At 62.0% G+C, this 25,795-nt stretch carries 20 protein-coding genes and 1 pseudogene; 7 read left to right on the top strand and 14 right to left on the bottom strand.

Going from position 1 to position 25,795, the window contains the following annotated elements; translation table 11 throughout:
• Positions 1–194: 194 nt before the first annotated feature.
• The 6 genes from CAF92_RS00990 to CAF92_RS00965 all read right to left on the bottom strand — a co-directional run bounded on the left by CAF92_RS00990 (position 195) and on the right by CAF92_RS00965 (position 7,592).
• The gene (locus CAF92_RS00990) at positions 195–1,502 is read right to left on the bottom strand and encodes an MFS transporter (RefSeq protein WP_178081757.1); all 1,308 of its coding nucleotides are present in this window, start codon (positions 1,500–1,502) and stop codon (positions 195–197) included.
• Between the two features lie 98 nt (positions 1,503–1,600).
• The gene (locus CAF92_RS00985) at positions 1,601–2,818 is read right to left on the bottom strand and encodes a fumarylacetoacetate hydrolase family protein (RefSeq protein WP_085598533.1); all 1,218 of its coding nucleotides are present in this window, start codon (positions 2,816–2,818) and stop codon (positions 1,601–1,603) included.
• A gap of 20 nt (positions 2,819–2,838) precedes the next feature.
• Entirely contained in the window at positions 2,839–3,897 is a 1,059-nt protein-coding gene (locus CAF92_RS00980) for an Ldh family oxidoreductase (protein WP_085598531.1), read from the bottom strand.
• A gap of 34 nt (positions 3,898–3,931) precedes the next feature.
• A complete protein-coding gene (locus CAF92_RS00975) occupies positions 3,932–5,473 on the bottom strand; it encodes a UxaA family hydrolase (RefSeq protein ID WP_085598529.1) in 1,542 nt (513 codons plus the stop codon).
• 183 nt (positions 5,474–5,656) lie between these two features.
• Positions 5,657–6,610 carry a LysR family transcriptional regulator gene (locus CAF92_RS00970; protein WP_085598528.1) on the bottom strand — a complete coding sequence of 318 codons (954 nt, stop codon included), beginning with the start codon at positions 6,608–6,610 and terminating at the stop codon, positions 5,657–5,659.
• A 34-nt stretch (positions 6,611–6,644) separates the two neighbouring features.
• The gene (locus CAF92_RS00965) at positions 6,645–7,592 is read right to left on the bottom strand and encodes a LysR family transcriptional regulator (protein ID WP_085598526.1); all 948 of its coding nucleotides are present in this window, start codon (positions 7,590–7,592) and stop codon (positions 6,645–6,647) included.
• A gap of 101 nt (positions 7,593–7,693) precedes the next feature.
• Here CAF92_RS00965 and CAF92_RS00960 point away from each other — a divergent pair, with 101 nt between their 5' ends.
• Together CAF92_RS00960 and CAF92_RS00955 are read left to right on the top strand one after the other, a co-directional pair.
• Entirely contained in the window at positions 7,694–9,007 is a 1,314-nt protein-coding gene (locus CAF92_RS00960) for an L-fuconate dehydratase (protein ID WP_085598524.1), read from the top strand.
• Between the two features lie 65 nt (positions 9,008–9,072).
• Positions 9,073–10,383 carry an MFS transporter gene (locus CAF92_RS00955; protein WP_085598522.1) on the top strand — a complete coding sequence of 437 codons (1,311 nt, stop codon included), beginning with the start codon at positions 9,073–9,075 and terminating at the stop codon, positions 10,381–10,383.
• 69 nt (positions 10,384–10,452) lie between these two features.
• On the opposite strand, the gene CAF92_RS00950 is transcribed toward CAF92_RS00955, so the two are convergent.
• From CAF92_RS00950 to CAF92_RS00940, 3 genes are all read right to left on the bottom strand, one after another.
• Positions 10,453–11,808: a GntR family transcriptional regulator gene (locus tag CAF92_RS00950; protein WP_085598520.1), complete on the bottom strand. Its 1,356-nt coding sequence runs from the start codon at positions 11,806–11,808 to the stop codon at positions 10,453–10,455.
• Complete coding sequence (locus CAF92_RS00945; protein WP_046613735.1) at positions 11,808–13,193, bottom strand: hypothetical protein; 1,386 nt, start codon at positions 13,191–13,193, stop codon at positions 11,808–11,810. The genes CAF92_RS00950 and CAF92_RS00945 overlap by 1 nt, the downstream gene beginning before the upstream one ends.
• A 513-nt stretch (positions 13,194–13,706) precedes the next feature.
• On the bottom strand, positions 13,707–14,729 hold the full coding sequence (locus CAF92_RS00940) for a zinc-dependent alcohol dehydrogenase family protein (protein WP_046613736.1): 1,023 nt from the start codon (positions 14,727–14,729) through the stop codon (positions 13,707–13,709).
• A gap of 206 nt (positions 14,730–14,935) precedes the next feature.
• Between CAF92_RS00940 and CAF92_RS00935 the strand changes: the two genes are divergently transcribed.
• Entirely contained in the window at positions 14,936–15,850 is a 915-nt protein-coding gene (locus tag CAF92_RS00935; RefSeq protein ID WP_085598518.1) for a LysR family transcriptional regulator, read from the top strand.
• A gap of 172 nt (positions 15,851–16,022) precedes the next feature.
• A pseudogene (locus CAF92_RS00930) lies at positions 16,023–16,345 on the top strand (type II toxin-antitoxin system PrlF family antitoxin).
• Here the strand turns inward: CAF92_RS00930 and CAF92_RS00925 are convergent.
• On the bottom strand, positions 16,313–17,272 hold the full coding sequence (locus CAF92_RS00925) for a LysR family transcriptional regulator (protein WP_085598516.1): 960 nt from the start codon (positions 17,270–17,272) through the stop codon (positions 16,313–16,315). The pseudogene CAF92_RS00930 and the gene CAF92_RS00925 overlap by 33 nt on opposite strands.
• A 100-nt stretch (positions 17,273–17,372) precedes the next feature.
• Between CAF92_RS00925 and CAF92_RS00920 the strand changes: the two genes are divergently transcribed.
• Positions 17,373–18,125: an SDR family NAD(P)-dependent oxidoreductase gene (locus tag CAF92_RS00920; RefSeq protein ID WP_085598514.1), complete on the top strand. Its 753-nt coding sequence runs from the start codon at positions 17,373–17,375 to the stop codon at positions 18,123–18,125.
• Positions 18,126–18,321: 196 nt separating this feature from the next.
• The gene (locus tag CAF92_RS00915) at positions 18,322–19,623 is read left to right on the top strand and encodes an Nramp family divalent metal transporter (RefSeq protein WP_085598512.1); all 1,302 of its coding nucleotides are present in this window, start codon (positions 18,322–18,324) and stop codon (positions 19,621–19,623) included.
• Positions 19,624–20,049: 426 nt separating this feature from the next.
• Here the strand turns inward: CAF92_RS00915 and CAF92_RS26260 are convergent, their stop codons facing one another.
• From CAF92_RS26260 to CAF92_RS00900, 3 genes are read right to left on the bottom strand one after another with little or no spacing between them, the layout of a single operon-like run.
• A complete protein-coding gene (locus tag CAF92_RS26260; RefSeq protein WP_143516045.1) occupies positions 20,050–20,352 on the bottom strand; it encodes a universal stress protein in 303 nt (100 codons plus the stop codon).
• The gene (locus CAF92_RS00905) at positions 20,349–21,557 is read right to left on the bottom strand and encodes an MFS transporter (protein WP_256573600.1); all 1,209 of its coding nucleotides are present in this window, start codon (positions 21,555–21,557) and stop codon (positions 20,349–20,351) included. The genes CAF92_RS26260 and CAF92_RS00905 overlap by 4 nt, the downstream gene beginning before the upstream one ends.
• A 12-nt stretch (positions 21,558–21,569) precedes the next feature.
• A complete protein-coding gene (locus tag CAF92_RS00900; protein ID WP_085598506.1) occupies positions 21,570–22,196 on the bottom strand; it encodes an isochorismatase family cysteine hydrolase in 627 nt (208 codons plus the stop codon).
• 210 nt (positions 22,197–22,406) lie between these two features.
• Here CAF92_RS00900 and CAF92_RS00895 point away from each other — a divergent pair, with 210 nt between their 5' ends.
• Positions 22,407–22,904 (top strand): helix-turn-helix domain-containing protein, encoded by a 498-nt coding sequence (locus CAF92_RS00895; RefSeq protein WP_085598505.1) that lies wholly within the window; start codon positions 22,407–22,409, stop codon positions 22,902–22,904.
• 206 nt (positions 22,905–23,110) lie between these two features.
• Here CAF92_RS00895 and CAF92_RS00890 read toward each other — a convergent pair whose 3' ends face one another.
• Positions 23,111–25,609 (bottom strand): CoA transferase, encoded by a 2,499-nt coding sequence (locus CAF92_RS00890; RefSeq protein ID WP_085598503.1) that lies wholly within the window; start codon positions 25,607–25,609, stop codon positions 23,111–23,113.
• Between the last annotated feature and the right edge of the window lie 186 nt (positions 25,610–25,795).

Here is a 25,795-nt window from a genome sequence, read left to right as displayed (position 1 = left end):
TTATACATACAGACCAGTATGCCTGGCAAGTGCCGTGGGTCGCTCAACAATCGGCTATCGGCTTGGGGGCTGCTTTGCAGCCCAATCGCGACGCAAGGCCGCTCCCACAGGTATTGCAGTGCTGTTGAAACCAGCGCGATACCTGTGGGAGCGGCCTTGCGTCGCGATTGGGGCGCAAAGCGCCCCCCCGGAATTCACACCTGTTCCGTCGCCCCGACCATCTCCGACGCCTTGACCTTGGCACTGCCAATCGGCGCCTGCAGCAGGAGGAAGTAGGCCAACGCCGAACACAGCGCCACCACCGCACTGATCATGAACGCGGTGGTGAACGAGCCCGAGTACTGGATGCTGAAGCCGGTGACGATCGGCGCCACCGAGCCGGCAATGTAGCCGCCAAAGTTCTGGATCGAGCCAAACGAGGCCACGCGCTGGCTGTCGACGATGGTGTTGACGATCATCCAGGCAGTGGCACTGGCCATGTTGATGCTGAACAGCGCCAGGCACAGCAAAATGATGCAACCGGTCAGGCCGGTGACGAACGACAGCGGCAGAGTGAACAGCGCCGCCAGCACCAGCCCGGTGATCACGCTGAACTTGCGGCTGGCCAGCACGCTCATGCCCCGTTTCACCAGCAAGTCACAGAAACGACCGGCAACGATCGTGCCCGCTGCGCCAAAGCCATAGGCCAGCGACACTACCCAGGCGGTCTTGTACAGGTCCAGGCCATGCTCGCGCTCGAAGTAGCCAGGCAGCCAGGTCAGGTGCAGCCAGAGCATGTAGATCACGCCCATGAAGCCCAGCACCGCACCCCAGGTACTACGGTGCTTGAACAGGTCCAGCCAGCCGGCGAAGTACGAGGCCTTCGGCGCTTGTGCAGTGGCTGCCGGCACCTGCTGCGCGCTCGGCAACGGCTTGCCCTCGGCAGAAAGCTCCGCCAGGTAGCGTGCCTTGCTTTTGTAGAAGGTCAGCCAGCACAGCGCCAGCACCACGCCGATCACACCGGTGATGATGAACATGCCGCGCCAGCCGAAGTTGACCATGAACAGCGTCAGCAAAGGTGGCGCCAGGCAAGGGCCGAGGCAAGTCGAGGACCAGACCACGCCGGTGGGAGTACCACGCTCGTTGGCATCGAACCACTCCGACAGGGCCTTGGCCGCGGATGGGAACATCGGCGCCTCGCCAATCCCCAGCAACACCCGCAAGCCCATGAAGCCGGCAAAACTGTTGACCATGCCGAACGCTGCCTGGGCCACCGACCAGCCCAGCAGCGAGGCACCGAGGGCGATCTTGCTGCCCAGGCGGTCGATGATCATGCCCATCGGCAGCTGGGCAAAGGCATAGGCAATGGAAAACGCCGACAACAGGATGCCCATCTGCGACGGGCTGATCATCATGTCTTTCTGGATCGAGGTGTTGGCGATCGACAGCGCACTACGGTCCAGGTAGTTGACTATGCCGATCAGCAGCAGGAACACGACGGTGATGCGTTGGTACTTCTTCATAGGGTTCATGTGATGACCTTTATTATTATTGTTGCCGCGCTGTCAGCGCCTTGGCGGTCCTTCGTTCAAGCTGCGCCCTCCCTGACGCAGCGCGCCGCTCAAGGCTGGCGCGCGGTGGTTGCTACGTCCAGCAGCCCGCGCCGGCCGAGGCTGTCGATCAGCGCACGCAGGCCAAAATGCCACTGCGGCGCCAGGTCGCTGGTAGTCACGCGGTTGCACAGGGTACCGAGTTGCGGGTTGCTGATGCTCACCACATCGCCCGGCTTGTGGGTGAAGCCGTTCCCCGGTTGGTCGCGGTCCTGCTTGGGGGCGAACAAGGTACCGAGGAACAGCACCAGGCCGTCGGGGTATTGATGGTTCTCGTTGAGGGTTTGCTGCACAAGGTCCTGCGGGTCGCGGCTTATCTGACGCATGGAGCTGCGGCCGGCGAGGATGAAACCGTCTTCGCCCACCACCTGCAAGTCCACTTCGGCGGCGCGCACGTCGTCCAGGCCGAAGCTTTCGTCGAACAAACGCAGCAGCGGGCCAAGCGCGGTGGAGGCATTGTTGTCCTTGGCTTTTGACAACAGCAAGGCGCTACGGCCTTCGAAGTCACGCAGGTTGACGTCGTTGCCGAGCGTCGCACCCTTGATGCGACCATCGCTCGACACCGCCAGCACCACCTCCGGCTCCGGATTGTTCCAGCTCGACTTCGGGTGGATGCCGATGTCGGCGCCGTGGCCGACCGCCGACAGTGGCTGGGCCTTGGTGAACACCTCGGCGTCCGGGCCAATACCCACTTCCAGGTATTGCGACCACAGGCCCTGCTCCACCAGCACCTTGCGCAGCGCTTCGGCCTGGGCCGAGCCTGGTACGATCTGCGACAGGTCGGCGCCGATGCGGCTGGCCAGGGTGTCGCGGATGGCATCGGCCTTGGCCGGGTCGCCCTTGGCCTGCTCTTCGACCACGCGCTCCAGCAGGCTGGTGGCGAAGGTTACCCCAGCGGCCTTCACCGCCTGCAGGTCGACAGGTGCCAGCAGCCATGGCTGGCGCGGGTCGCGCAGGGCCGGGTCGCTGTTGCCGAGCAAGGCTGGCAGCCCGATCAGCGGCTCGGCCAGCGGCAGGCTGCGCAGGTAGGCCACGGGGTCGGCCACTTCCAGCAGGGCCGAGACGGTGGCTACATGGGCGCTGATGTCGTGCACGGCCCCGGCCTTTACCAGTACCACCGCAGGGCCCTGGTCCGGCAGCCAGACCCGACCTACCCAACTGCCGCTGTCGAACGCGCCGGTATCGTGAGTCAGAGGCAGCAGTCGCTTGCCGTTCGCTCGTTCAGTCATCTGTGTACCCTTACTGTCATTCATTGGGAAAGTGCCGGCAGTTGCAGCTGCCCGGCCAGCCGGTCAAGGTCGGCCACCAGCTGTGACGAAAGGCTTGCGCCCTGCTCCAGGGCCAGGCGGCGCAAGGCAAGGCCAGCCTGCCCAGGCAGGCGCACCGGGCGCTTGGGGTCGAGTGGCCGGCTGGCCAGGACCAGCCGGCCGAGGAAGCTGGTTTCGTCGGTGAACGCTTGCAGGCCGCCGAAGAAACTCGGATCGATGACCACGGCGGTGGCCGATGCACCCCACTGGTCTGGTGCATCCTTGCGGCCATGGCCGGCCAGCCCCGAGGTCAGGGCTTCGACCAGCAGCGCCAGGGCGAAACCTTTGTGGCCAAAGGCCTGGCCCCCCAAGGGCAGGATGCTGCCTTGCGGGCTGGTGAAGAAGTCGCGCGGGTCGTCGCTCAGTTGCCCGTCATTGCTCACCAGCACCGGGTGGGGCAGGCGGCTGCCGGCGTCGCGACACTTGCCGACCAGGCCGAGGGTGACGGTGGACATGCTGACGTCCAGCAGAATCGGCTCGCCCTGGGTCGGGATGCCCGCGGCAATCGGGTTGGGGGTGTAGATCGGGTCAACGCCACCATGGGCGCAGACCAGCCCTACCGACGGGTCCGAGGAATACAGCATCGCCGCCAGGCCCTGATCGGTATAGGGCTTGAGGTAAGCTGCCAGGCAACCGATATGCGCAGCGCGGCGTACCACGGCGATGCCGATACCCTGCGAAGTGGCGCCCTTTGCCGCGCAGTCCAGGGCACGGCTGACGCAGTACGGCCCCAACAGGTAGTGGCCATCGAACAGGCTGGAGATGCCACTGTCCGACACCTGCTCCAGTACCTGGGCGCGGGCCTTGACCTGCCCGCCGAGCATGCCGTCGATGTAGCGGCTGACCAGGTTCAGGCCATGGGTGCGATGGCCCAGCAATTCGCCTTCGAGAAGTACCCGGGTCACTGCCTGGGCGACTTCGGCATCGGCGCCGGCCTTTTCGAACAACCGCTCGACGAAGGTGGTGAGTGCTTGCACATTGTGAAGTGTGGCTTGAGTCATTGCAGTTGCCTTGGAAAAGGGATGGGGCTGGCGATCAGGTCACGGCACCGATCTGCCAGGGCACGAATTCGTTCTGACCGTAGCCGTGCAGTTCACTCTTGCTGCGTTCACCGGAAGCGATGCGCAGCATCTGCTCGAAGATGAACGCGCCGCACTCCTCGATGCTGGTGGAGCCGTCGGCGATGCCGCCGCAATTGACGTCCATGTCTTCTTCCTGGTGTTCGAACACCCGGTTGTTGGTCGCCAGCTTGATCGACGGCGCCGGGGCACAGCCGTAGGCCGAGCCACGGCCGGTGGTGAAGGCGATCAGGTTGGCCCCGCCAGCCACCTGGCCGGTGGCCGAAACCGGGTCGTAGCCGGGGGTATCCATGAACACCAGGCCCTGGGCCCGCACCGCTTCGGCGTACTGGTACACATCGACCAGGTTGCTGGAACCGGCCTTGGCCACCGCACCGAGGGACTTCTCGAGGATGGTGGTCAGGCCCCCGGCCTTGTTGCCAGCCGAAGGGTTGTTGTTCAGCTCGGCGTTCATGCGCTGGCAGTAGTCTTCCCACCAGCGGATGCGGGCCACCAGCTTTTCGCCGACCTCGCGGCTGACCGCACGGCGGGTCAGCAGGTGCTCGGCACCGTAGATCTCCGGTGTCTCGGAGAGGATCGCGGTGCCACCGGCCGCCACCAGGCGGTCGACGGCATTGCCCAATGCCGGGTTGGCGGTAATGCCGGAATAGCCATCGGAACCGCCACATTGCAGGCCGACCACCAGATGCCGCGCACTGACCGGCTGGCGTTGCACCTGGTTGGCCTCGGCCAACAGAGCCTTGACCTGCTCTATACCGGCGGCGATGGCTTTGGAGGTGCCGCCGATACCCTGGATGGTGAAGGCGCGCAGCTGGGCGCTGGCCTGCAGGCCCTGGGTTTCCAGCAGGCTCTCGATCTGGTTGGTCTCGCAGCCCAGGCCGATGATGAGCACGGCAGCGAAATTGGGATGTACGGCGTACCCGGCCAGGGTACGACGCAACAGGCCCAGGGCTTCACCGCCGGGGTCCACCGCACAGCCGGCGCCGTGGGTCAGTGCCACCACGCCGTCGATGTTCGGGTAATCGGCCAGCACTTCAGGGTGGATGTCGCGGCGGAAATGGTCGGCCACGGCCCGGGCCACGGTCGCCGAGCAGTTCACCGAGGTGAGGACGCCAATGTAGTTGCGGGTGGCGACCCGGCCATCGGCACGCACAATGCCCTGGAACTGCGCCTCGCGGCCGGGCTGGCTGCGAGTATCGACACCGAACGCGTAGTCACGGGCGAAATCGCCCATCTGCACATTGTGCACATGCACGTGTTCGCCGGCGTCGATGGCCTGCGAGGCAAAACCGATGATCTGCCCGTAACGGCGCAGGGGCTGGCCCTGCTCCACACGCTCGGTAGCGAGTTTGTGGCCCGAGGGGATGGGCTGGCGAACGGTAATCGCTTCGGCGTCCAGGCGCAGGCCCTGCGGCAGGGCCTGGCGGGCGATTAGCACGTTGTCCAGCGGGTTGAGGCGAATGACGGCAAGGTCGCCGGACTTGGCAATCAGTTGCATGGGACCTCTCAGGGTGCGGCTGGCTTCTTGTTATGGCTGCGACCACTGTAAGAAGCCTTGGGCAACATTCCCAATGAGATGATCCGATCGTGCGATAACCCTGGGTTATCAAAAACCGGTATCAGGGCGTGTTTATCAATCACATTTGCGGGCCATTGGAGCCGCTGCGCAGCCCCAAGGGCTTCATTCCTGTGCCTGCTGACGGCGCCGAGCCCCCTCCAGCAAAATCTCGACAAACGCCTGGGCCGAAGCGCTCAGCGGCTCGTCCTTTCGGGTAACCACGCCGTACTCCAGCGCCGCCAGGTGCAACGGGCTGCGCAATTCTTTCAGTTGGCCGCTGGCCAACTGCGCTGCAACCATCGAGCGCGGCAACATGGCGATCATCGGCGCCGCCTGCAGCAATTGCAGGAACATGGGCATGGAGATGGTTTCGACGCTGTCGGCAGGCGTGGCGATGCCGGCAACACGAAATGCCTGTTCCAGGCGGTTGCGGATCGGCGTACCCACCGGGTACAGCACCCACGGCCAGTCGCCCAGCGCTGCCAGCGGCGTGCTTTCCAGCTGATTGAGCGGGTGCTCGCTGTTGACCACCAGGCTGAACGGTTCCGGCTCCAGGGGCTGGAAGTCGAACAGCTGGCCGAAGCGTTCTTCAGTGAAGCGGCCAATCATGATGTCGAGCTTGTTCTGCTCCAGCATGGTCAACAAGTGATCGCTGGAATGCTCCACCACTTCTATCGACAGCAACGGGCTGCGCGCCTTTATCGCGGCGATGGCCTGCGGCAGCACCAGTGCGGTGGCGGCAAAGATCCCGCCGACGCGGATGAAGCCGTGCCCACCGTTGCGCAGGCGGTTGACCTGGTCGACGAACTGTTGCGACTCGGCCAGCGCGCCTTGGGCATAGCGCACCACATATTGGCCCAGTTCGGTGGGTGGCATGCTCCGCGGCAGGCGCTCGAACAGGGCGAAGCCGAACTGCTCCTCAAGGTCACGCAACATCTTGCTCAGTGCCGGCTGGCTCAGGTTCATGCGCGTGGCGGTGGCGTGCATGTTGCGGGTGCGCGCCAAAGTGTCGATCAGCACCAGGTGCTTGTAGCGGATCCAGTTGCAAAAGCTGGAATGGGTCATGTCCGGCGGCATTGACGCAGGGCCTCAGGCAAGTGAAAAGGCAGGGCTATTGCGCCCGCAGGTAGTGCAGCAAGGTGTCCAGGGCAACCGAGTTGGGCCGCGAGCGCAGGGTCAACACGCCCAGGTTGGCCATTGCCAGCGGCAGTTCTACCGGCAGGATAGCGACCATTCCATAGCGGGCATAATGCTTGGCCACGTCATCGGGCACCACCGCAATCATCTCGGAGGCTTCGAGCATGGCGGTGGTAGCCAGGATCGAGGCAGTTTCGACGATATCCAGCGACTGCACCATGCCGCCGGCCTGCAACGCGCTTTCGACGCGGCGGCGCATCGGGCTGCCGATGGGGTGCAGGATCCAGGTCAAGGCCACCAGGTCGGTCAGTTGCAGCCCGGCGGCATTGGCCAGCGGGTGGCCTGCGCGGGCGATAACACGCATCTGCTCACCGCCTTCGAACAGTTCGATGTTCAGGTCCTGGCTGTCGCTCTGGTCCGGCAGGCGCCCCACCACCATGTCGAAGTCGCCACGCAGCAAGGCCGGCAGCAAGGTGTCGCTGGTGCCGACCTCCAGAGAAATGCGCACCTTGGGGTGATCGCGCTTGTAGGCCAGTACTGCCCTGGTCAGCACACCCGGCACCGGGCCCATTACGCTGCCCACCCGCACCAGGCCCTGGGCCCCGCGCGCCAGCTCGGCAATCTGCGCCTGGGCGTACTCGAACTCATGCAGCGCGTTCTGCGCATAGCGGATCATCACTTCGCCATACAGCGTCGCTTGCATGCCCCGTGGCAAACGCTCGAACAAGCGTACGCCAAGGCGCTCCTCAAGCTGTTGCAGCAACAGGCTCGCAGCCGGTTGCGTGGTGTGCATCGCCGCGGCAGCACGGCGCAGGTTGGCGAACTCGCCCAAGGCGTTGAGCAGCGTGATCTGCCGGCTGGAGATCTTCAATGCGCCGAGGCTGGCAGGCGCCTGGGCGCTGTCGGGTGGCAAGCGAGACATATCGAATCCGGTATCACTGATTAAGATTTGGCGATTATGCCTGTATCGCTCGACAACCTACAGTCAGGTCTCCCAGTGCTTGAACAGAACAAGAGCCGACCATGAGCATACGTATTACCCACCTGAGCGTTCGCGACATTCGTTTCCCCACTTCGCTGTCGCTGGACGGCTCCGACGCCATGAACAGCGCCCCCGATTATTCGGCGGCCTACGTGGTGCTGCACACCGACGCCGAGGCTCTGGAAGGCCACGGCCTCACCTTCACCATCGGCCGTGGCAACGAGATTTGCGCTGCTGCGGTGCAGTCGCTGGCGCCGCTGATCGTCGGCCTCACCCTGGAGGAAATCACGGCCGACATGGGCGGTTTCTGGCACCGCTTCACCGTCAGCGACAGCCAGTTGCGCTGGCTGGGCCCGGAAAAGGGCGTGATCCACCTGGCCACCGCCGCGATCATCAATGCCGTGTGGGACCTGTGGGCCAAGCACGAGGGCAAGCCGGTGTGGAAGCTGCTGGCCGACATGACGCCCGAGCAGCTGGTGCGCTGCCTGGACTTCAGCTACGTCACCGATGTGCTCACCCCCGAAGAAGCCATCGCCTTGCTGCGCCGCCAGGCGCCGGGCAAGGCTCGGCGCGAAGCGCAGATGCTGCGCGAAGGCTACCCTGGCTACACCACCGCGCCGGGCTGGCTGGGCTACAGCGAAGAAAAGATGCGCAAGCTGGCCCGCGAGGCGGTGGAAGATGGCTGGACCCACATCAAGCAGAAGATCGGTGCGGACCTGGAGGAAGACATTCGCCGCGCCAGCATCCTGCGCGACGAAATTGGCTGGGAGCGCACCCTGATGATGGATGCCAACCAGGTATGGGGCGTCGAGGAATCCGTCGCCAACATGCGCCGCCTGGCCGCGTTCGAGCCACTGTGGATCGAAGAGCCGACCAGCCCGGACGACATCCTCGGGCACGCCACCATCCGCCAGCGCATTGCGCCGATTGGCGTGGCCACCGGTGAACATTGCCACAACCGGGTAATGTTCAAGCAGATGTTCCAGGCCGGCGCGCTGGACTTCTGCCAACTGGACGCGGCCCGCCTGGGTGGCCTGAACGAAGTGCTGATCGTGCTGCTGATGGCGGCCAAGTACGACGTACCCGTGTGCCCGCACGGCGGCGGTGTCGGCCTGTGCGAATACGTGCAGAACATTGCCCTGTTCGACTACATCGCTGTGTCGGCCTCGCTGCACAACCGAGTGCTGGAGTACGTCGACCACCTGCACGAGCATTTCATCGACCCGGTGGTGATCCGCCGCGGGCGCTACATGCCACCGCAACGCCCGGGCTACAGCATCGAAATGCATGCCGAGACCCTCGCGCGCTACCAGTACCCCAACGGCGCGGTGTGGCTCGACATCAACCGCTCCTGACCCACCTACCTGGGTGTGCCGCCTCTGCGCGGCACGCCACCAGCTCTTTTCACGGGGAAAAAACAATGACAATCCTCACCGGTACTGCGGCGGCGCCCGCCCCTGCCGCCACCACCGAACAGCGCCTGAACGGCCTGCTGCTGCGCAAACTGATGCCTCTGCTCATCGTTGTCTACGTGATGAGCTTCCTTGACCGGACCAACATTGCCCTGGCCAAGGCCAGCATGGGTATAGACCTCGGCCTGTCGGCAGCGGCCTACGGCCTGGGCGCCGGGCTGTTCTTCCTCACCTACGCCCTGGCCGAAGTACCCAGCAACCTGATCATGCATCGGGTCGGCGCACGCTTCTGGATCACCCGCATCATGATCACTTGGGGCCTGCTCTCGGCGGGCATGGCCTTCGTCCAGGGCGAAACCTCGTTCTACGTCATGCGCCTGTTGCTCGGGGTTGCCGAAGCGGGCCTGTTCCCCGGCGTGATGCTGTACCTGACCTACTGGTTCGATCGTGAACAGCGTGCCCGCGCCACGGGTTACTTCCTGTTGGGCGTGTGCCTGGCCAACATCCTCAGCGGCCCGCTGGGGGGTGCCCTGCTGGAAATGGACGGTGTGCTGGGCTGGCACGGCTGGCAATGGCTGTTCGTGCTCGAAGGCCTGCCGGCAGTGGCCCTGGCTTATGTGGTATGGAAGAAACTGCCCGATGGCCCGACCTCGGCGCCCTGGCTGTCGGCCGTCGAAGCCGAGGACATCGAGCGCCGCCTGGCTGCGGAGCGCGCCACCGCACCGCAGCAGAGCAAGTTGGGGCAGATGTTCCGCGACCGGCAGATCTGGCTGGCGATCGTGGTGTACTTCGTGCACCAGATCACCATCTACACGGTGATTTTCTTCCTGCCGGGTATCATCGGCACCTACAGCGCACTGTCGCCCTTCCAGGTCGGCCTGCTGACCGCCGTACCGTGGATTGCTGCCGCCATCGGCGCCGCCACCCTCCCGCGCCTGGCCACCTCGCCGAGCCGTTGCCGCACGCTGCTGTTCTGCGGCCTGCTGACCATGGCGGCCGGGTTGCTGCTGGCGTCGCTGGCCAACTCGTTCATCGGCCTGATCGGGTTTTCGCTGACTGCCCTGATGCTGTTCGTGGTGCAGTCGATCATCTTCGTCTTCCCCTCCAGCCGCCTGAGTGGCAGTGCCCTGGCGGCAGGTCTGGCCTTTGTCACCACCTGCGGCCTGCTTGGCGGTTTCGTCGGCCCATCGGTGATGGGCCTGATCGAGCAGGCCACCGGCAGTACCCGCAATGGCTTGTGGATCATCGCCGCGTTGCTGGTGGTGGCAGCGCTGGTCAGTACCCGCTTGCGGCAAGGGCAGGAGCAAGCGAATCGCTGACTAGCGAGCGCTCCACGAATCACTGGTTCGGCGAGGTTCGGTAGGAGCAGCCCAAGCAACCCCGGCGGCTCAAGGTGTAACCCCGGCAGGCCGGCCACAGCGCAGTTCCAGCGCATGGGCCAGGCGCTCTACCGCCTGTTGCAGCTCCCCCAGGTGATCACCCAGCCACGCCATCGCCAGGCACTGCTGGTAGCGGCCCTGCAGGCTGAACTGCTCGCCCGGCAGTGCTTGCAGTGATGAACCGGCCAGCGCTGCGGCAATACCCTCCCACGACAGCGGCTGGCGAAAGCGCACCCACAGTGTCCGGCCACCGTCCGGCGTTTCCAGCATCACCCGCTGGCCGAAATGCTGTTGCAACTCACGCGCCAGATATTGCATGCGCTTTTGCAGGTCGGTGCGCAGCCGCACCAGTTGCGCCTCGATTTCGCCTTTGCCCAGCATGTGCGCAAGCGCTTGCAGGCGAAGCGGTGCAAGCCGAAATGCACGCTCGGCGAAAGCCCTGGCCAGCCCGGCATCGAGGCTCAGCAGGTAGGCATAGGGCGCCTCGTTCCCCACTGCGGCATCGAACGCCCCCATCACCAACAGCCAGCGGGAGTCGACCCAATCGCGCAGGCGTGTATTCGGCGGCCCGCTGTAACAGTGCTCGCTGTCCAGGTCGTTTTCCAGCAACCATACAGGGTGCTGGTCAAGCAACTGGCCAAGCTGCTGCTGATAGTGAGGTGAAACCAGCCGCCCCTGCGGCATGCCAAGGCACGACGGCATGACCAGCATGCACACCGGCTCGCTGGCCAGCAGCCGGGCCAAGGCGCGCAGGTCCGGGTTGCCACGGGTATCCAGTGGTACCTCCAACACTCGCATGTCGGCACGTGCCAACGCGCGCAGCACCTGCCAGCAACAGGGCGAGTGCACCACCACGGTGCCGCCTTTCAGGGCCAGCGCCGCCAGCATTGTCTCCAGCAACGCCTGCACATCCGGAGCCAGTTGAACGTCCTCGGCACGCCAGTACTGGTTTGAGGAGCGGGTATAGCGCTCGGCGAGGGCATTGCGCAGACGGGCGCTGCCGGGCGCTTCCCATGGGGCAACACTGTGCGTGCGCTGACGGGCCAGGCGCCGCTCGTGGGTGAACAGGGTGCGCTCGAGCATCGGCTGTGCTGGCAAGGGTGCCTGCCGGGGCATGGCTGCAGCCTCCCCCTTGGCAGCGCCCTGTACGTAATAGCCCGACCTGGGCAGGCACTGCACGCGGCCCTCTTCTTCCAACAGGCTGTAGGCGCTCTGCACGGTGGCCAATGACACCCGCAACCGCCGGGCCAGCACGCGCAACGACGGCAAACGGCACGGGCCGCTGCGTGGAGCCTGGTCGATCAGGGCTTCCAGATAACGATAGACCTTGCGATAGGCGAATTCGCCGGAGCCCGATTGCTCCATCAAGGTGGCCCCGCATGACCACGCCGCCGCCCCGCCAACCGCCGCGGCAGCAACCTCAGCTGTACATCGCGACGTGCCAGATGGCTCATCAGCCGCCAGCAGGCCAGCGGCAGGCCCCCGCCATAGATCAACCTGAGTTGCCCAAGCGGCAGGCCGCTGGTGTTCACCAGCCAGTTTTTCACCGCATCAGGGCAGGGTTTACCCTGCAAGGCTCGATGCAGGTATGGCAGCGCCACCAGCATGTCGGCATGCCAGCACTGCAGAAAACGCTCCAGATTCTTCCCCTGCCTGGCAAACGGGCTGAACAGCAGGCACACCTGTTGGATCTGATTGATGCCATATGCCTTGCCGAACTGCAGCTGATGCACATCGCGCCGCTTTTTGGCGCCCGGCTGGCCAGCCAGCCGCAATGCCGGGCGACTGGCTTGCGGCTCGAGACTGCGTGCATGCAGCTCCCGCAGCTGCACCGGGGCCAACGGCTCGACGAACGCGGCCAATTGCCAGGCGTCCTGCCCCCCTTCGACGCGACAACCGAGCATCAGGTCCAGCTGCTGCTCTTCGAGCAACGGCGGCATCAGGTCGTCAATGGCAATCAACCGCACCGGCGTGCTCTGCGGCACGCCCACCGAGGTCGGCTCCGCCAAAGCGCCGGGTGGCAGCCCGATGCTGCCGTGCAGTCGACTCAGCCCCTGTGCCAGCGTCGCCAGGCACTGGTGTAACACATGCGGACCATGTTCCCCTGCCAGGCGCAGGCTGCGCCGTGCCCAGGCCAGGTACCGGCGGCGCTGGCACGCAGGAATGGCGGTGACGAATACATCCGCAGGTGAATGTGCCTGCAGCGCAAAGCCGACGGCGGCCGCCAGTTCCAGATGCAGGCGACTACCCAGCAGCGCTTCGGGCCCGGCCTCGACCAGATGACCGAACATCAGCATGGCGTCCCTCGGCAACAGCCAGTTGTCAGGCGCGGCAGGGGCATGCCGGCTGAACGGCACTACTTCACGCCCCTTGATCATCTGCAGTTGTACCCGTGGGTCATCCTGCAGGAACAGCGCATTGAAGCTGCGCTCATGGCATTCGAGCGTGGCACTGTCAGCCACAGGCAGGCTCACCACCAGGACCCGCAGCTGGAAAGTTAACGGCGCCCGCAGGGCGATACTCAGTTGTGCGGCACGCAGCATGGCCAGCAGCCGGGTGCTGCAGCGATCGTTGCCTTGCAGCACCAGCAAGCGGTAGGTGCCGATGTATTCGGGCCCGCCCGCAGCAACCAGCAGCCGTTGTATCAGCAATTGCAAGGAAGCACGCTGCGCTTGTGACATATGACTGAGCAAGCGCTCGAGTACTTGTTGGTATATATAGTGCATTGCCTGGTCGTGAATAGCAGTCACGAGATCACCTCATCAACTTCATGCAGCCAGCGCACGTTGATCAGAGGATCTGAACATCAACATGCCCTGAACTTTTCCAGAAGAAATTTCCTACAACTAATTGGAATTAATGACGTAACCATCACTGTCGCCATGACATCGAGAAAAACGCATCGTCGCGACGCCCTGCCGCTGCCAAACACCGCCCTGGCTTGGGCATAGCCATGCTCATTCCACGCTCCTTGCGCAAACTATCATTGAGCCATTATCGAGGGATGCAAAGCGAATAGAAGATACAGATCAGGGTAAAAAAACCATTCAGCGGAAGTGAGAAAACACATTGACTGCCAGGCAAGAACAGTTCAAGCCCAAAAGCTTGGCGGAATATTTCCACGGGCCACCGAGCAATGGTTTTAAATATAAGACGTGTCGTATTTCGTTGTAGGAACTTTCTTTTTTTAACGTCATACCAGTTTGTATTGGGCACAAAAAACCCGGGACTCTGCCCGGGCTTCCTGATAATCCAGACCGTTGTCAGTGTTGCGCCATGTCCAGCACCACACGCCCGCCGCACGGGCATTGGTCCATGTAGCGATGCGCCTCGACCACCTGCTCGAACGGGTACACCTTGATGATCTGCGGTGTCAGCAATTGGTCGGCAGTGAACTGGTTGATATCGCGCAGAGCGCGCTGCAGCGCCACCTGATCCTGGCTGATGCCAAGCTCCGGCTTGCCGGTGAAGTTGCCGATGCAGTGCACATAGAACTGGATGTTCTTCTGGAACGCGGCGCAAGCCGGGAACGGCGTCTGGTTGCCACCTTGCAAGCCATACAGCACCAGGCTGCCACGCGGTGCCAGTACATCGCCCAACAGCGACATCTGCGGCCCGCCCATGCCATCGAGGACCATGTCCACGCCACGGCCATCGGTGTACTTGCCGACCTGCAGCAGCAGGTCCTGCTCTTCGGTGACAATCACCTTGTCGGCGCCCAGGCCCAGCAGGTACTCACGCTGCTCCGCCTCCTTGGTGGCGGCGAACACCTTCAGCCCCAGGGCCTTGCCCAGCTGCACGAAGGCAGGGCCCGCGCAGTGGCTGGCATCGGTAACCAGCGCGGTCTGCCCGGCTTTCGCCCGGGCCAGGTCGATGTAGGCGAAATAGGCGATCAGCAGCGGCGTGTAGTGCACGCTGGCCTCGATCGGGGTGAGCACATCCGGATAACGGGTAATGGCCGTACGCGGCAGCACAATGACGTCGCCGTACACCGGGTGGTCGTTGGCACTGGTGGCCGGGAAGCTGGCAACCCGGTCGCCCACCGCAATATCCTCGACCCCTTCGCCGACCGCGGTCACCACCCCGGCCATCTCGTGGCCGATCCCCGCTGGCAGGCGTGCCTGGGATGGTGCCAGGTTCTGGCGCCAGAGCACATCATACCAGCTGACGCCAACCGCCTCGACGCGGATCTGTACCTCGTCGGCAGCAGGTGACGGTTCGGCCTGCTCCTCGCAACGGAGCACATCGGCAGCGCCGAACTTGTGGAAACGGATCATGCGGGACATCGCATACCTCGCCTTTGTGAACCTCTAATTACCACGGACTTTATCCGGGCTTTGCCGGTTAGACCATCAGTGGTCATTAATAGTCGACATGCCTGTCATCGATTGGGCACCTGACATTCCCTGCGATTGGTCCCCCTAAACCCGTGCAGGGTACCAGCCTTTGGCCTTAAGATTCACCTTTGCCCCACTTTAGGCGAAGCGCACCGATGAATCGAAACGACCTGCGTCGCGTAGACCTCAACCTGCTGATCGTGTTCGAAACGCTGATGCACGAGCGCAGCGTGACCCGTGCCGCGGAAAAACTGTTCCTCGGCCAGCCCGCCATCAGTGCGGCCCTGTCGCGCCTGCGCAACCTGTTCGACGACCCGCTGTTCGTGCGCACCGGCCGCAGCATGGAGCCCTCGGCCCGGGCCCACGAAATCTTCGCCCTGCTGTCTCCTGCACTGGACTCGATTTCCACCGCCGTCAGCCGCGCCGCCGAATTCGACCCGGCCACAAGCAATGCGGTGTTCCGCATCGGCCTGTCGGACGACGCCGAATTCGCCCTGCTGCCGCAGCTGCTCAAGCGTATCCGCGCCGAAGCACCGGGTATCGTGCTAGTGGTGCGCCGGGTCAATTACCTGCTGATGCCGACACTGCTGGCCTCGGGCGAGATCTCGGTGGGGGTCAGCTACACCAGCGAACTGCCCGCCAACGCCAAGCGCAAGGTGCTGCGCCGCAGCATGCCGAAACTGCTGCGCGCCGACAGCGTGCCCGGCGCCATCACCCTGGACGACTTCTGCGCGCGGCCGCATGCGCTGGTGTCGTTTGCCGGGGACTTGTCGGGGTTCATCGACGAGGCGCTGGAAGAGATTGGCCGCAAGCGCCATGTGGTGCTGGCGGTGCCGCAGTTCAACGGGCTGGGGAGCTTGCTGGCGGGCACCGATATTGTCGCCACGGTGCCGGACTACACGGCGGATGCGCTGACCGCGGCGGGTGGGCTGCGGGCCGAGGATCTGCCGCTGGAGGTGCGTAGTTTCGAGTTGCACATGGCCTGGCGCGGGGCGCAGGACAATGACCCGGCGGAGCGGTGGTTGCGGTCGCGGATACAGATGTTCTTCGGCGACCCTGAGAGTCTTTAGGGGCTTCGCGCCGATCGTGTCCCAGGAAGTGGTGTAACTCATCTTGCGGCGCTATTGAGCGTCCTCCCCGTTTCTGCCTGATCAGCAGAAGAACAAGTTTGATCATGTAAGGATTATTCCTTACTACTCACTCAGCATATCCGTGAGAACGTTCATGCCTGCCATCCACTAAATCGCCACGTTGACCTCGAAGGGGCAGGTCACACTGCCCAAATCCGTTCCCCAGCTACTGGGGCTTGATACCGGTGGCAAAATCGCATTCGACGTGCGGGGGGTGAAATCGTGGTCAGCCGCATAGAAGCCATCCATGAAGACTCTGCTATGGGTGCGTTCCTGGGTTTGCTGGAGGCTGATATCCGAGGCGGCCGCAACCTCAACACTCTGCCGGAAGACTTGGCGCAAACCATGCTCGCCAACGCAAACCACGCCGTAAACCTCGACGAAGTTATCGACGAATCCACCTCACTCAAGCCCTGCTCGCTGAATATCACCTGATGACTCATACCCAGGCGCCCAACGCCAGGTCGGCGCGGAAAGGTGTTCAAAGAAGAAATCGGAAACAGCTCTGATCTTCACTGGCCGGGTTCGCGCAGACGGCGTCACGAAATACAAACCGCCCCGAGTCATACTCCACTCCGGCAAGATTCTTTCCAGGCGCCCATCCATCAGATACTCACTCGCGATGAACTCAGGCAGTTCAGAGATGGCCATCCCTTCTAGCAACAGTGGAAGCATCGCCTCCGAATTAGTGACACGCAAAGGCCCGGTAGGCACGACATCCTCTTCTATTCCAGATGCATGCGTGAATCTCCAGACCTGCGTCCGGGCACGGTAGGCGTAGCTGAGGCAAGGCATACTTGCCAGCTCTCGGGGATGCTTTGGCCTTCCGTGCTGATTGAGGTAGGCCGGTGAGGCGACAAGGAACTGAGTCACGGCACACAGTTTTCTCGCCACCAATGAGGAGTCGGGCAACGCAGCGATCCTCAAGGCCGCGTCAAAACCATCGGCGATCAGGTCGACCGAAGCGTCGGACAAATGGAGGTCTACCGAGAGTTCTGGATATTGCCGAAAGAGTTGCGGCATCAAGGGCGCGACCCATCTCAAGCCGAACGACATGGGGATCGCAAGGCGAACCAGGCCACGAGGTCGAACGGAGAGCTCCATCGCCTCGCCTTCCACCTCTTCGGCCTGTCGATAGATTTCCCCAGCCTTGCCAGCCATGCTCTGACCGAACTCGGTCAATGAAAGTTGCCGAGACGTGCGGTTGAACAGGCGCCCCCCCAGTCGCTCCTCCAGCCGTGCTACCGCCCTGGATACTGTAGGCACTGAAACGCCCATGACTCTGGCAGCAGCTGCGAACGAGCCCTCCTCAGCTACCTTGGCAAACATCGCCAACCCTTCAAAATCCGGAAGTTTGCTCATTTCATTTCTGCAACGATAAGTTTCCAACAATTCTATTTTGGTTTTTACGGCCCGTCGATACGCTTCTCCCAACGCAACATCACAAACACTGGAGTTGATCATGACTGGCAAGCTTGAAAACAAAATCGCAATCGTGACTGGCGGCACCTCGGGCATTGGCCTGGCGACCGCCAAGCTTTTCGCTCAACAAGGCGCACGAGTATTCATCACTGGGCGCCGCCAGGCGGAGCTGGACAACGCCGTCGCACAAATTGGCAGCGCGGTAGGGGTTAGAGTGGATTCTTCCAAGCCGGACGAACTCGATGCCCTTTACCAACAGGTGGCTGCAGAGCACGGACGTATTGACGTGTTGTTCGCAAACGCAGGGGGTGGCTCGATGTTGCCATTGGGAGACATTTCTGAAGCACACTACTACGACACTTTTGATCGTAACGTCAAAGGTACGCTGTTCACGGTTCAGAAAGCGTTGCCACTTCTGGCTCAAGGCGCTTCGGTAATTTTGACCGGCTCCACTGCTGCCAGCTCGGGCACACCTGCATTCAGCGTGTACGCGGCCTCCAAGGCTGCAGTGCGTGCCTTCGCCCGTAACTGGATCCTCGACCTGAAAGATCGCAACATCCGGGTAAACACCATCAGCCCGGGCGCGACTCGCACCCCGGGTCTGGTAGACCTCGCCGGCCCGGACGCAGCTCAGCAACAAGGCCTGCTGGACTACCTTGCATCGCAGATTCCCTTGGGGCGCGTCGGCGAGCCTGAGGAGATTGCCAAAGCCGCTCTGTTCCTGGCATCCAGCGACGCCAGCTTCGTCAACGGGGCCGAACTGTTCGTCGACGGTGGCCAAGCGCAGGTCTAACCGGTAAAGGCCGCGAGAAATGCGGCCTTCCCCAACTGCTTGATGAAGCCTGTCAGTGACGTCTCGACTGTTCTTTGGATAATGCACCTTACCTCGAAACATCAAGAAATATCTTTGCTGAAATTTTGGTTGTACGACATCCTATCTACTATGATCGACTACGCTCCGCTCTCACAAAAAAAACAATGGAGTCACCATGTCGAGCATACCTTCTGTCGAGGGAAAAACTGCCGTACGCTCTCAAAATCGCCTGTCAAAGCTGATCAGATTGCTTGGCCCCGGCGTCATCGCGGTTCTGTCGTGGTTGGGGGCAGGAGATCTGATAACTTCATCTGTCGCCGGGGCGAACTACGGTTACGCCATGATGTGGGTGCTGGCCGTTTCGCTCCTGCTCCGGTACCTGATCGTAAACATCATCGCCCGCTTCCAGCTGTGCAATAACCAAGGGATGACCATTCTGCAGGGCTATGCGCAGCTGCACCCGGTATTCGCCTGGTTCATGTTGGCCTATGCCCTGTTGATGGGGCACCTGATGAACGCCTACATGATCAAGGGTGCGGGGGAAGCGCTGGCGATGCTGCTGCGGATCGACCACCCACTGCTGTGCTCCATGGCCGTGGTGCTGGCCGTGTGGATGCTGGTGGGGCGCAACATCTACACCATGATCGAAGGGGTCATGAAATTACTGCTGGCGGTCATGACCCTGGCGTTCCTGGCGCTGGCGGTGATGTCCGGCCCCGACGTGGCGGGTATCGTCAAAGGCACCATCGGCTTCAGCATTCCAGCCGATGAAGGCGTTCACGGCGCATTGCTGGTAGCGGTATCGGTGATCGGTGCCGTGGCAGGTTCGGTAGCCAACTTCGTGCACCCTTATGTCATGCGTGAAAAAGGCTGGGTCGGCCCGCAACACAAACGCATCCAACGCAACGACCTGCTGTTCGCGGTATTCGTAGGTATCGTCATCAACCTGGCGATCTGGATCGTCGGCGCGGAAATCCTGCGGCCCAACGGCATCGAGGTAAAAACGCTTGGCGACCTGGGCAAGGCGCTGGAACTGTTCTTCGGCCCGATCGGCTGGTACATCTTCTTCGTCGGCGTGTTCGCTACCTTGTTTGCCAGCATTTCCGGCAAGACCACTGCGTTTCCCATGCTGATCACCGACGCTTTCCAGCATGTGAAACCCGGGCGGCGCGAACGCTATGGAAAGGAATTCCACAACGACCCAATGCACAAATGGTTCATGTTGTTCATCCTGGCGACCCCACTGGTCTGGTCGATCCCAGGCATGCCGGACTTCGTGACCCTCACCATCGGTGTCAGCGCGCTGAACATCATCGGCCTGCCCGTGATCTCACTGGGCCTGCTGATCATGTCCAACCAGAAATCGCTGCTGGGCAAGGCGTACCGCAACAACTGGTTCGAAAACATCGCGCTGGCATTCGCCACTGGCTTGGCGTTATGGGTAGCCTTCCAGCTGGCAGTGGACCTTATCGCCTGAAGGTAACGGACAGCCCTGGCTCGATGCTGGCCAGAGCTGTCTTGGCGCCTCTAGGCCCGCGCGCCAAAACCATCTTGATGCAAACCAGCAACGGCACCGCAACGACAAACAGCAACGCCACAGCAATGAACGCAGCGTTGAAGGCAATGACCATTCCCTGCCCGTCGTCAGGGCAATGTGGCTCTGCACCACCGAGCAGATCAGCAGGCCCGCCAATGACACGCTGCAGCTGCTGGAGCGTCTCAACCAGGACATAGTTGGAAACACCAGCTACGCATCAGGCGGCGCCACTCCAGGGCCCACCACCTCGACCGCGGGCGGCGTCGTAAAACTGACCTGTGCTTGGCTTTTATCAAGTCAAACTGGGGATGGCGGCGTAAGTTGCCAAAGTGATTCGCCACGGCCGAGCCGGCGATACCGCCTGAATCAATCTGCTGATGTGAGCCTGACTCTCAGAATGCTGCACGAGGCATGATTGACGAACCGTTCGGTAGTATCGCCGATCAGCTTGGCCCAGCGCCTGGGCTGCACCACGCCGACCACCACCACATCGATCTTCAGCGTGGGAACGAGGGACTGAATAACGCGCAGCGGCGCACCTTCGATAAAGTAGCGCTGAGCATAGGGAACGCCATGGGTATCGGCCAGTTCATCGAATCGTTCAGGCCAGGACCCACGCCGGAGCAAACCAGCAAAGGTGCGCTGTCGCGTCGTTTCTGAATCGCTCATAGACTAGCCTCGTCCATCGTCGAGCTCGACTCACGGGGTGCAAGAGCATTGATCGCCATGGCCGCAAAAGACAGCAGGATGCCAACAGCGGCAAGGCCGATCCAGCCTGCCCGGTGCACGCCGTAATTCCCCAATGCGGCGCCGATCGCTCCCCCCAGAAAATACGACCCCATGAATACGGTATTAAGCCGGCTCCGGGCCTCGGCTCTGAGGGTGAATACCCGTGCCTGGTTGGCAACCAGCCCGGCACGATTGCCCATATCGAGCAGCAGCATACCGAGGATCAGCCAGCCAAGATGTTGCCCGCTTGCTGCAATGCATGCGAACCCCAGGACGAGGGCCATTGCGCCGGCGAGCACCATGGTGCGCGCGCCCAGACGATCGGTTAGCGCCCCAATATGCGGCGACACGACGATGCCCAACAGCGCGACCAGGCCAAACAGACCGATTGTGGCGGAATCGAGTCCGTAGGGGGGTTGTGCCAACAGCGCGGCAAGCGAGGCCCACAGCGCACTGAATGCGGCGAACATCAGCAGGCCGCTCGCCGCGCAGTAACGCAGCACGCCTTCCTGCCTGATCAGGCTGCCCAGCGAACCCAGGAGCCAGGTGTAGCTTATCGTCTGAAGGCTTGTGCTGGCGGGCAGGCGCTTGGCAACGATGACCAGCAGCAGGACATCGCTGAGCGAGGCCAGCACGAAGACGGCTCTCCACCCCGTATGCGCGCCGGCGAAGCCACCGAGCATGCGCGCCAGCAAAAGGCCTGCGGAGAGGCCGCTGAGCAGGCTGCCGACGATACGACCCCGCTCAGCCGGAGTGGCCAACCCCGACAGGCAAGGGATGATGAGCTGCGCAGTGATCGCCGTCACACCGACTAGAAGGCTGCTCACGCACAGCATTGAGAAGGTCGGTGCCACGGCGCAAAGAAGCAGGGCCAAGGCATTTCCCGCGATGGCCAGCAGCGCGAGTTGGCGTGGCTGTCGACAATCGGCGAGCGGCACGATGAACACCAGGCCTAGCGCATAACCAAACTGCGTCAGCGTGGCAATGAGGCCGGCCTGTGTCGGTGCCAGGCCAAACGATGCGGCCATCTGGGGCAAAAGCGGCTGGTGGTAGTAGATGGTCGAGACCGCCAGCGCGCAGCACAGGGCCATGAGCGTGACAAGGCGGCCGGAAACTCCCATCGGCGCTGCGCAAGAGGCTGACATGACGCAGCCCCTTCACTGCTGTTGCAAAGTCTGCACGAGCTCGCGGGTGTCGACGATGCTGTGCGCAAACGTCGGCCCGTTCAGTTCGTGCGCCGCGTGCATCATTTCCTTGCTGAAGGCGGCTGTTGCATCGCGTACCAGCGTGACGTGATAACCCAGTTCCATGGCGAAGCGTGCGGTCGATTCGATGCAGGTGTTCGCCAGCAGGCCGACGACGATCACATGTGTGATGCCTCGCTGCTTGAGCTGGAAGTCGAGGTCGGTATTGGCGAACCCGCTTTGTCCCCAGTGTTCCTGGATGATGATGTCGCTCTCTTGCGGTACGAAGTCGGGATGCCATTCGCCGCCCCAGGACCCCTTGGCAAAAGTATGTCGTTGCTGAATCAGGCGTTGGGTCGGATTGGGGTGATCCCAGTTGGCGTAGTCGCCGGGCTGCCAGCGCCGATGAGGCACGTAGTACACCTGAATACTTTGCCCTCGCGCGGCGGCAACGGTCATGCGCAGGTTGTCGAGTAGTTCAACCTCGTCCGCGACGCTTCTGAGCATGGGATACAGCTTGCCGCCATCGGACAGAAAGTCGTTGTAGGGGTCGACCAGCAACAAAGCGGTCCGCTCCGGGGCATACACAGGATGGGTCATGACGGTGCTCCAGGTGAAAGGAGAGGCGTTCCGGGACTTATGCTGAACGGGCAACTGCCCCGTTGCGATAGCGTAAGCGGCACAGGCCCAATATTAACTATGATTTTCATAGCGTCAATAGTAATGAGGCTTTGAGCAGTAATCCATGCGACATAGCCATCCTCGCTGCGTTACTATGAAAACAATAGTTTCCTTGGAGAAAACAGCGTGATGGCGATGCAGGACGAGACAAGCGATACGGTGTGCCCGGTGGCACGCTCGATGGATTCGGTGGGCAACAAATGGACCATCCTGGTCCTGCGTGAGCTGTACATGGGTGCGACACGCTTCGAGGAAATGCAGATCCAGACCACCGCCACGCCCCAGATGCTGACTTCACGCCTGAAAGCGCTGGAGGCGAACGGACTGGTCAAACGCCGGCCCTACAGCGAAAAGCCGCTGCGCTACGAATACCATCTGACCGACAAGGGCTGGGACTTCTATCCCGTGATCTACGCGCTACGCGCATGGGGCGAGAAGTGGTGCAAGCACCCGGATGAGGGGGTGGCCGTGCATTACGTGCACCGCGCCTGCGGCCATGATGTTGGCGTGGCCAGCGTTTGTCCTCACTGCGGCGCCCCTGTAGAGCGCAAGGACTTGGAAGCGATGATCAGCAATCGTTTCCTCGCTGAGCGCGAGTCTCGCCGGGAAGCTTTCAAGCGGAAGTAGCTGAGACCAGGAAACCTTCCCGTACTGACATGTTTTGTATTGGAAGTGAACGCCATGAAGGGGTGGCGATTGGGTGGGGCCACCCCTGCCAAAACCAAACCAACTCTCGCACCTGGCTTATCAAAAGCCTTGAAAGCCTCATGGCCAACAACGCAAAGGACTGGATGCGGAAGTCAATGCCACAAAAGATGCGTGCCTGGCGGCAGTCAGCTCGGCAGATATTCCTCACTCCAGGATTCGCCAATTGCGCCGGCGTCCAGGAGTGACTGAATCTGGGCCTCGGTATAGCCGTAGCGGCCCAGCACCTTGCGGGTCGAAGTGCCAAACTTCTCAGCGGGAGGTAGCGCTCGAATACGCGCTACCCGCGGACGAATGGCGTAGGGGTCCAGCTGCGTGACACGGTGTCCGCTCGGATGGTCGCTGTAGACGCTGAAGGAGTAGCTGCCATTCTCGGTACCTGGCAGGCCATCAGCGGCACGGCTGTACTGGCTGCGCAGGTGATCGATGTTGTCCGGCACCGCGGCAGCGATGTTGGCCGCCTGCAGACGCTCCTGAAGGAAAGAGCTGCTCATGCGGGCAATGACCGCTTGCAGACAGGCAGCGCGATCACTGGCGGACGCCAAGCCGCTGAACTCTGTGATGTCGGCGAATTTGTGCAGTTCTGGCTCGGACGCATCCAGGTAGATCCAGCCATCCGCCGTCTTGTAGAAGCGAGAAAGATCGCTGTAGCCAACCACGTCGCGCCCGGACGGTTCATTGAATGGCGCTCGACCTGCGTAGTCATAGCAGAACGGGATCTGCACCAGATTCCCCAGTGAAGCCAGAGAGGTGCGCGCCCGGTAGACTTCGCCGGAGTGGTGTTTGCGATAAAGCGCCGTTGCGACGCCCAGCGCGGCAGCAAATCCACACATCACGTCGATGGTACCGACGTGGGCATGTTCTTCCGGGGTTTCCATGCCACCACCAAAACGCAGCATGATCCCGGTCGTGGCCTGGATGAGATCGTCATACCCCAGATAATCGGTGCGAGGGCCACGGCGGGGCCCACCGAAACAATCGAGCTGGCAGAAGATCATCCCAGGATTCACCGCCTGAAGGCTGGCCTCATCCAGGCCCAGCGGAGCCAGTTGGCGATCGGGCGCGTTCATGACGATGACATCGACCTCCCGCACAAGACGATTGAACACCTCTCGCCCTTCGGAAGAGTTCAAGTCAACCAGTACACTTTCCTTGCCCCGTGCCGAAGACATACCGAAGACCACGGTATTCCAGGGATCATAGTTGGGAACTACGGGGTCGAGCTTGATGACATCTGCCCCGAAGCGGCCCAGGAACGACGTCGAGTGGGGCCCCGCGATGACGTTGGTCAGGTCTAGAATCTTGACGCCTTCAAGCCAGCCGGCAGGTTTGTCGAGCTTGGCAGACGGCAAGGCAGGAGCCGCACGCTCGGAAAGTGTTCCCAACGCTTGCTCATAGCTCACCTCGCGACGCGAAAGAGGTTTCAACATCGGCTCTGAGCACCCCTCCAACCAGGCAATTGGGCCAGGCTGTTTCATGACGCCAAACTCGCGATCATTGACCTCAACGATCAGCCCGGCAGAATTCGAATGCTCGTCATGGAGCCACTCCTGGGTCGACCTGTGCGGAGCCCCAGGGAAACGCCCCTCACCGAAGATGACTTCCCACTCCGCCGCTGTCTTGGTCAGGAATACTTCTTTCATCCGCGCGGAAATGCGTGCGGCCCAATCAGCAGGCAACGGGTAGACACCCAACGATGCATTACCTTCCCACTGGTCAATGGGCAGGTAGGGGTCATCAACCTTGGGCAAACCGGCGGCAACCATTTCCTCGTAAATGCCCATAGCCTGCAGACAGCGCTTGGCATGCTCACGATGCGATGGGCAAACGGCGTAGAATTTACGACCATCCGCACATTCATAGGTACGGTAGAACGGGTCGAGGAACTCCTGCAGATCCTCATAGCTCAAGTTCATCGGCAGGTTCTCGGCGCGACGACGCTCACTCTCCTTCTCTCGCAGGGTCTTGTAGCGCAGCGGGTAACCATCGATCTTGATCGAGTTGTACGACAGACCTTCCATCACCGCTGATGCCAAGGGAACTTCGATCTGATCGCCAATGCCATTCTTTTCACGCGCCTGCAGAGCAAGCACTACAGAAGATGCAGCAAGCATGGTGCCGTACGCAGACGCCAGGGGAAGCGGCGAGAAACTAGGGTTGATACCCATCAGTACGCGGTTTTGACCCATGTCGGTGAACACACCGGAGGCCGAAGCGATCACCGCCTCGGTAGCACGCCATTGCGCACGCAGTTCGTCATCACTGGCAAACCCTGGAATCGACAACGTGATCAACTCAGGACGAGCACGCCGCAGCTCTGCGAAATCGAGGCCCAGCCTGGGCATGACACCAGGCCGGAAATTTTCGATCACGATATCGGCACGGGAGATGAGTTCGCGAGCCTGATGCAGCCCCTCTGGCGTTTTCAAATCCAGGCGCATGCACAGCTTGTTGCGATTGAGCGTGGCATTTGCCGGGCTATCCCAAAGAGGCCCTCCCTGCGGGTCGATGTGAACGACAGTCGCTCCCAGATCAGCGAGGATCATCGCTACTGCGGGGCCTGCGATGTATTGTCCGAAATCGATGACATTGACGCCTTGCAAAGGCAATTGGTTGGAGTGTTCCATGACGATAACCCTAGGTAGCCCCGTACCAACGAGATTCGTCGGCGCGGTTATTGTTGTTATTGAGACCTCGTACTAACCGGTCACCTGGACGACTGCACCATCCAAGGGCTTGCGATGTGATTGCTACTTTCAGAAATTCGAAGGCATCGCGAAAGCAATAAAAAATGGCCCTAAGAGGCCATTTTT

This window comes from Pseudomonas sp. B10(2017) (assembly GCF_002113295.1).
Classification (GTDB): Bacteria; Pseudomonadota; Gammaproteobacteria; order Pseudomonadales; family Pseudomonadaceae; genus Aquipseudomonas; species Aquipseudomonas pudica.
Note: the sequence above shows the minus strand (reverse complement) of the source record. Positions and strands in the feature narration are given on the sequence as shown.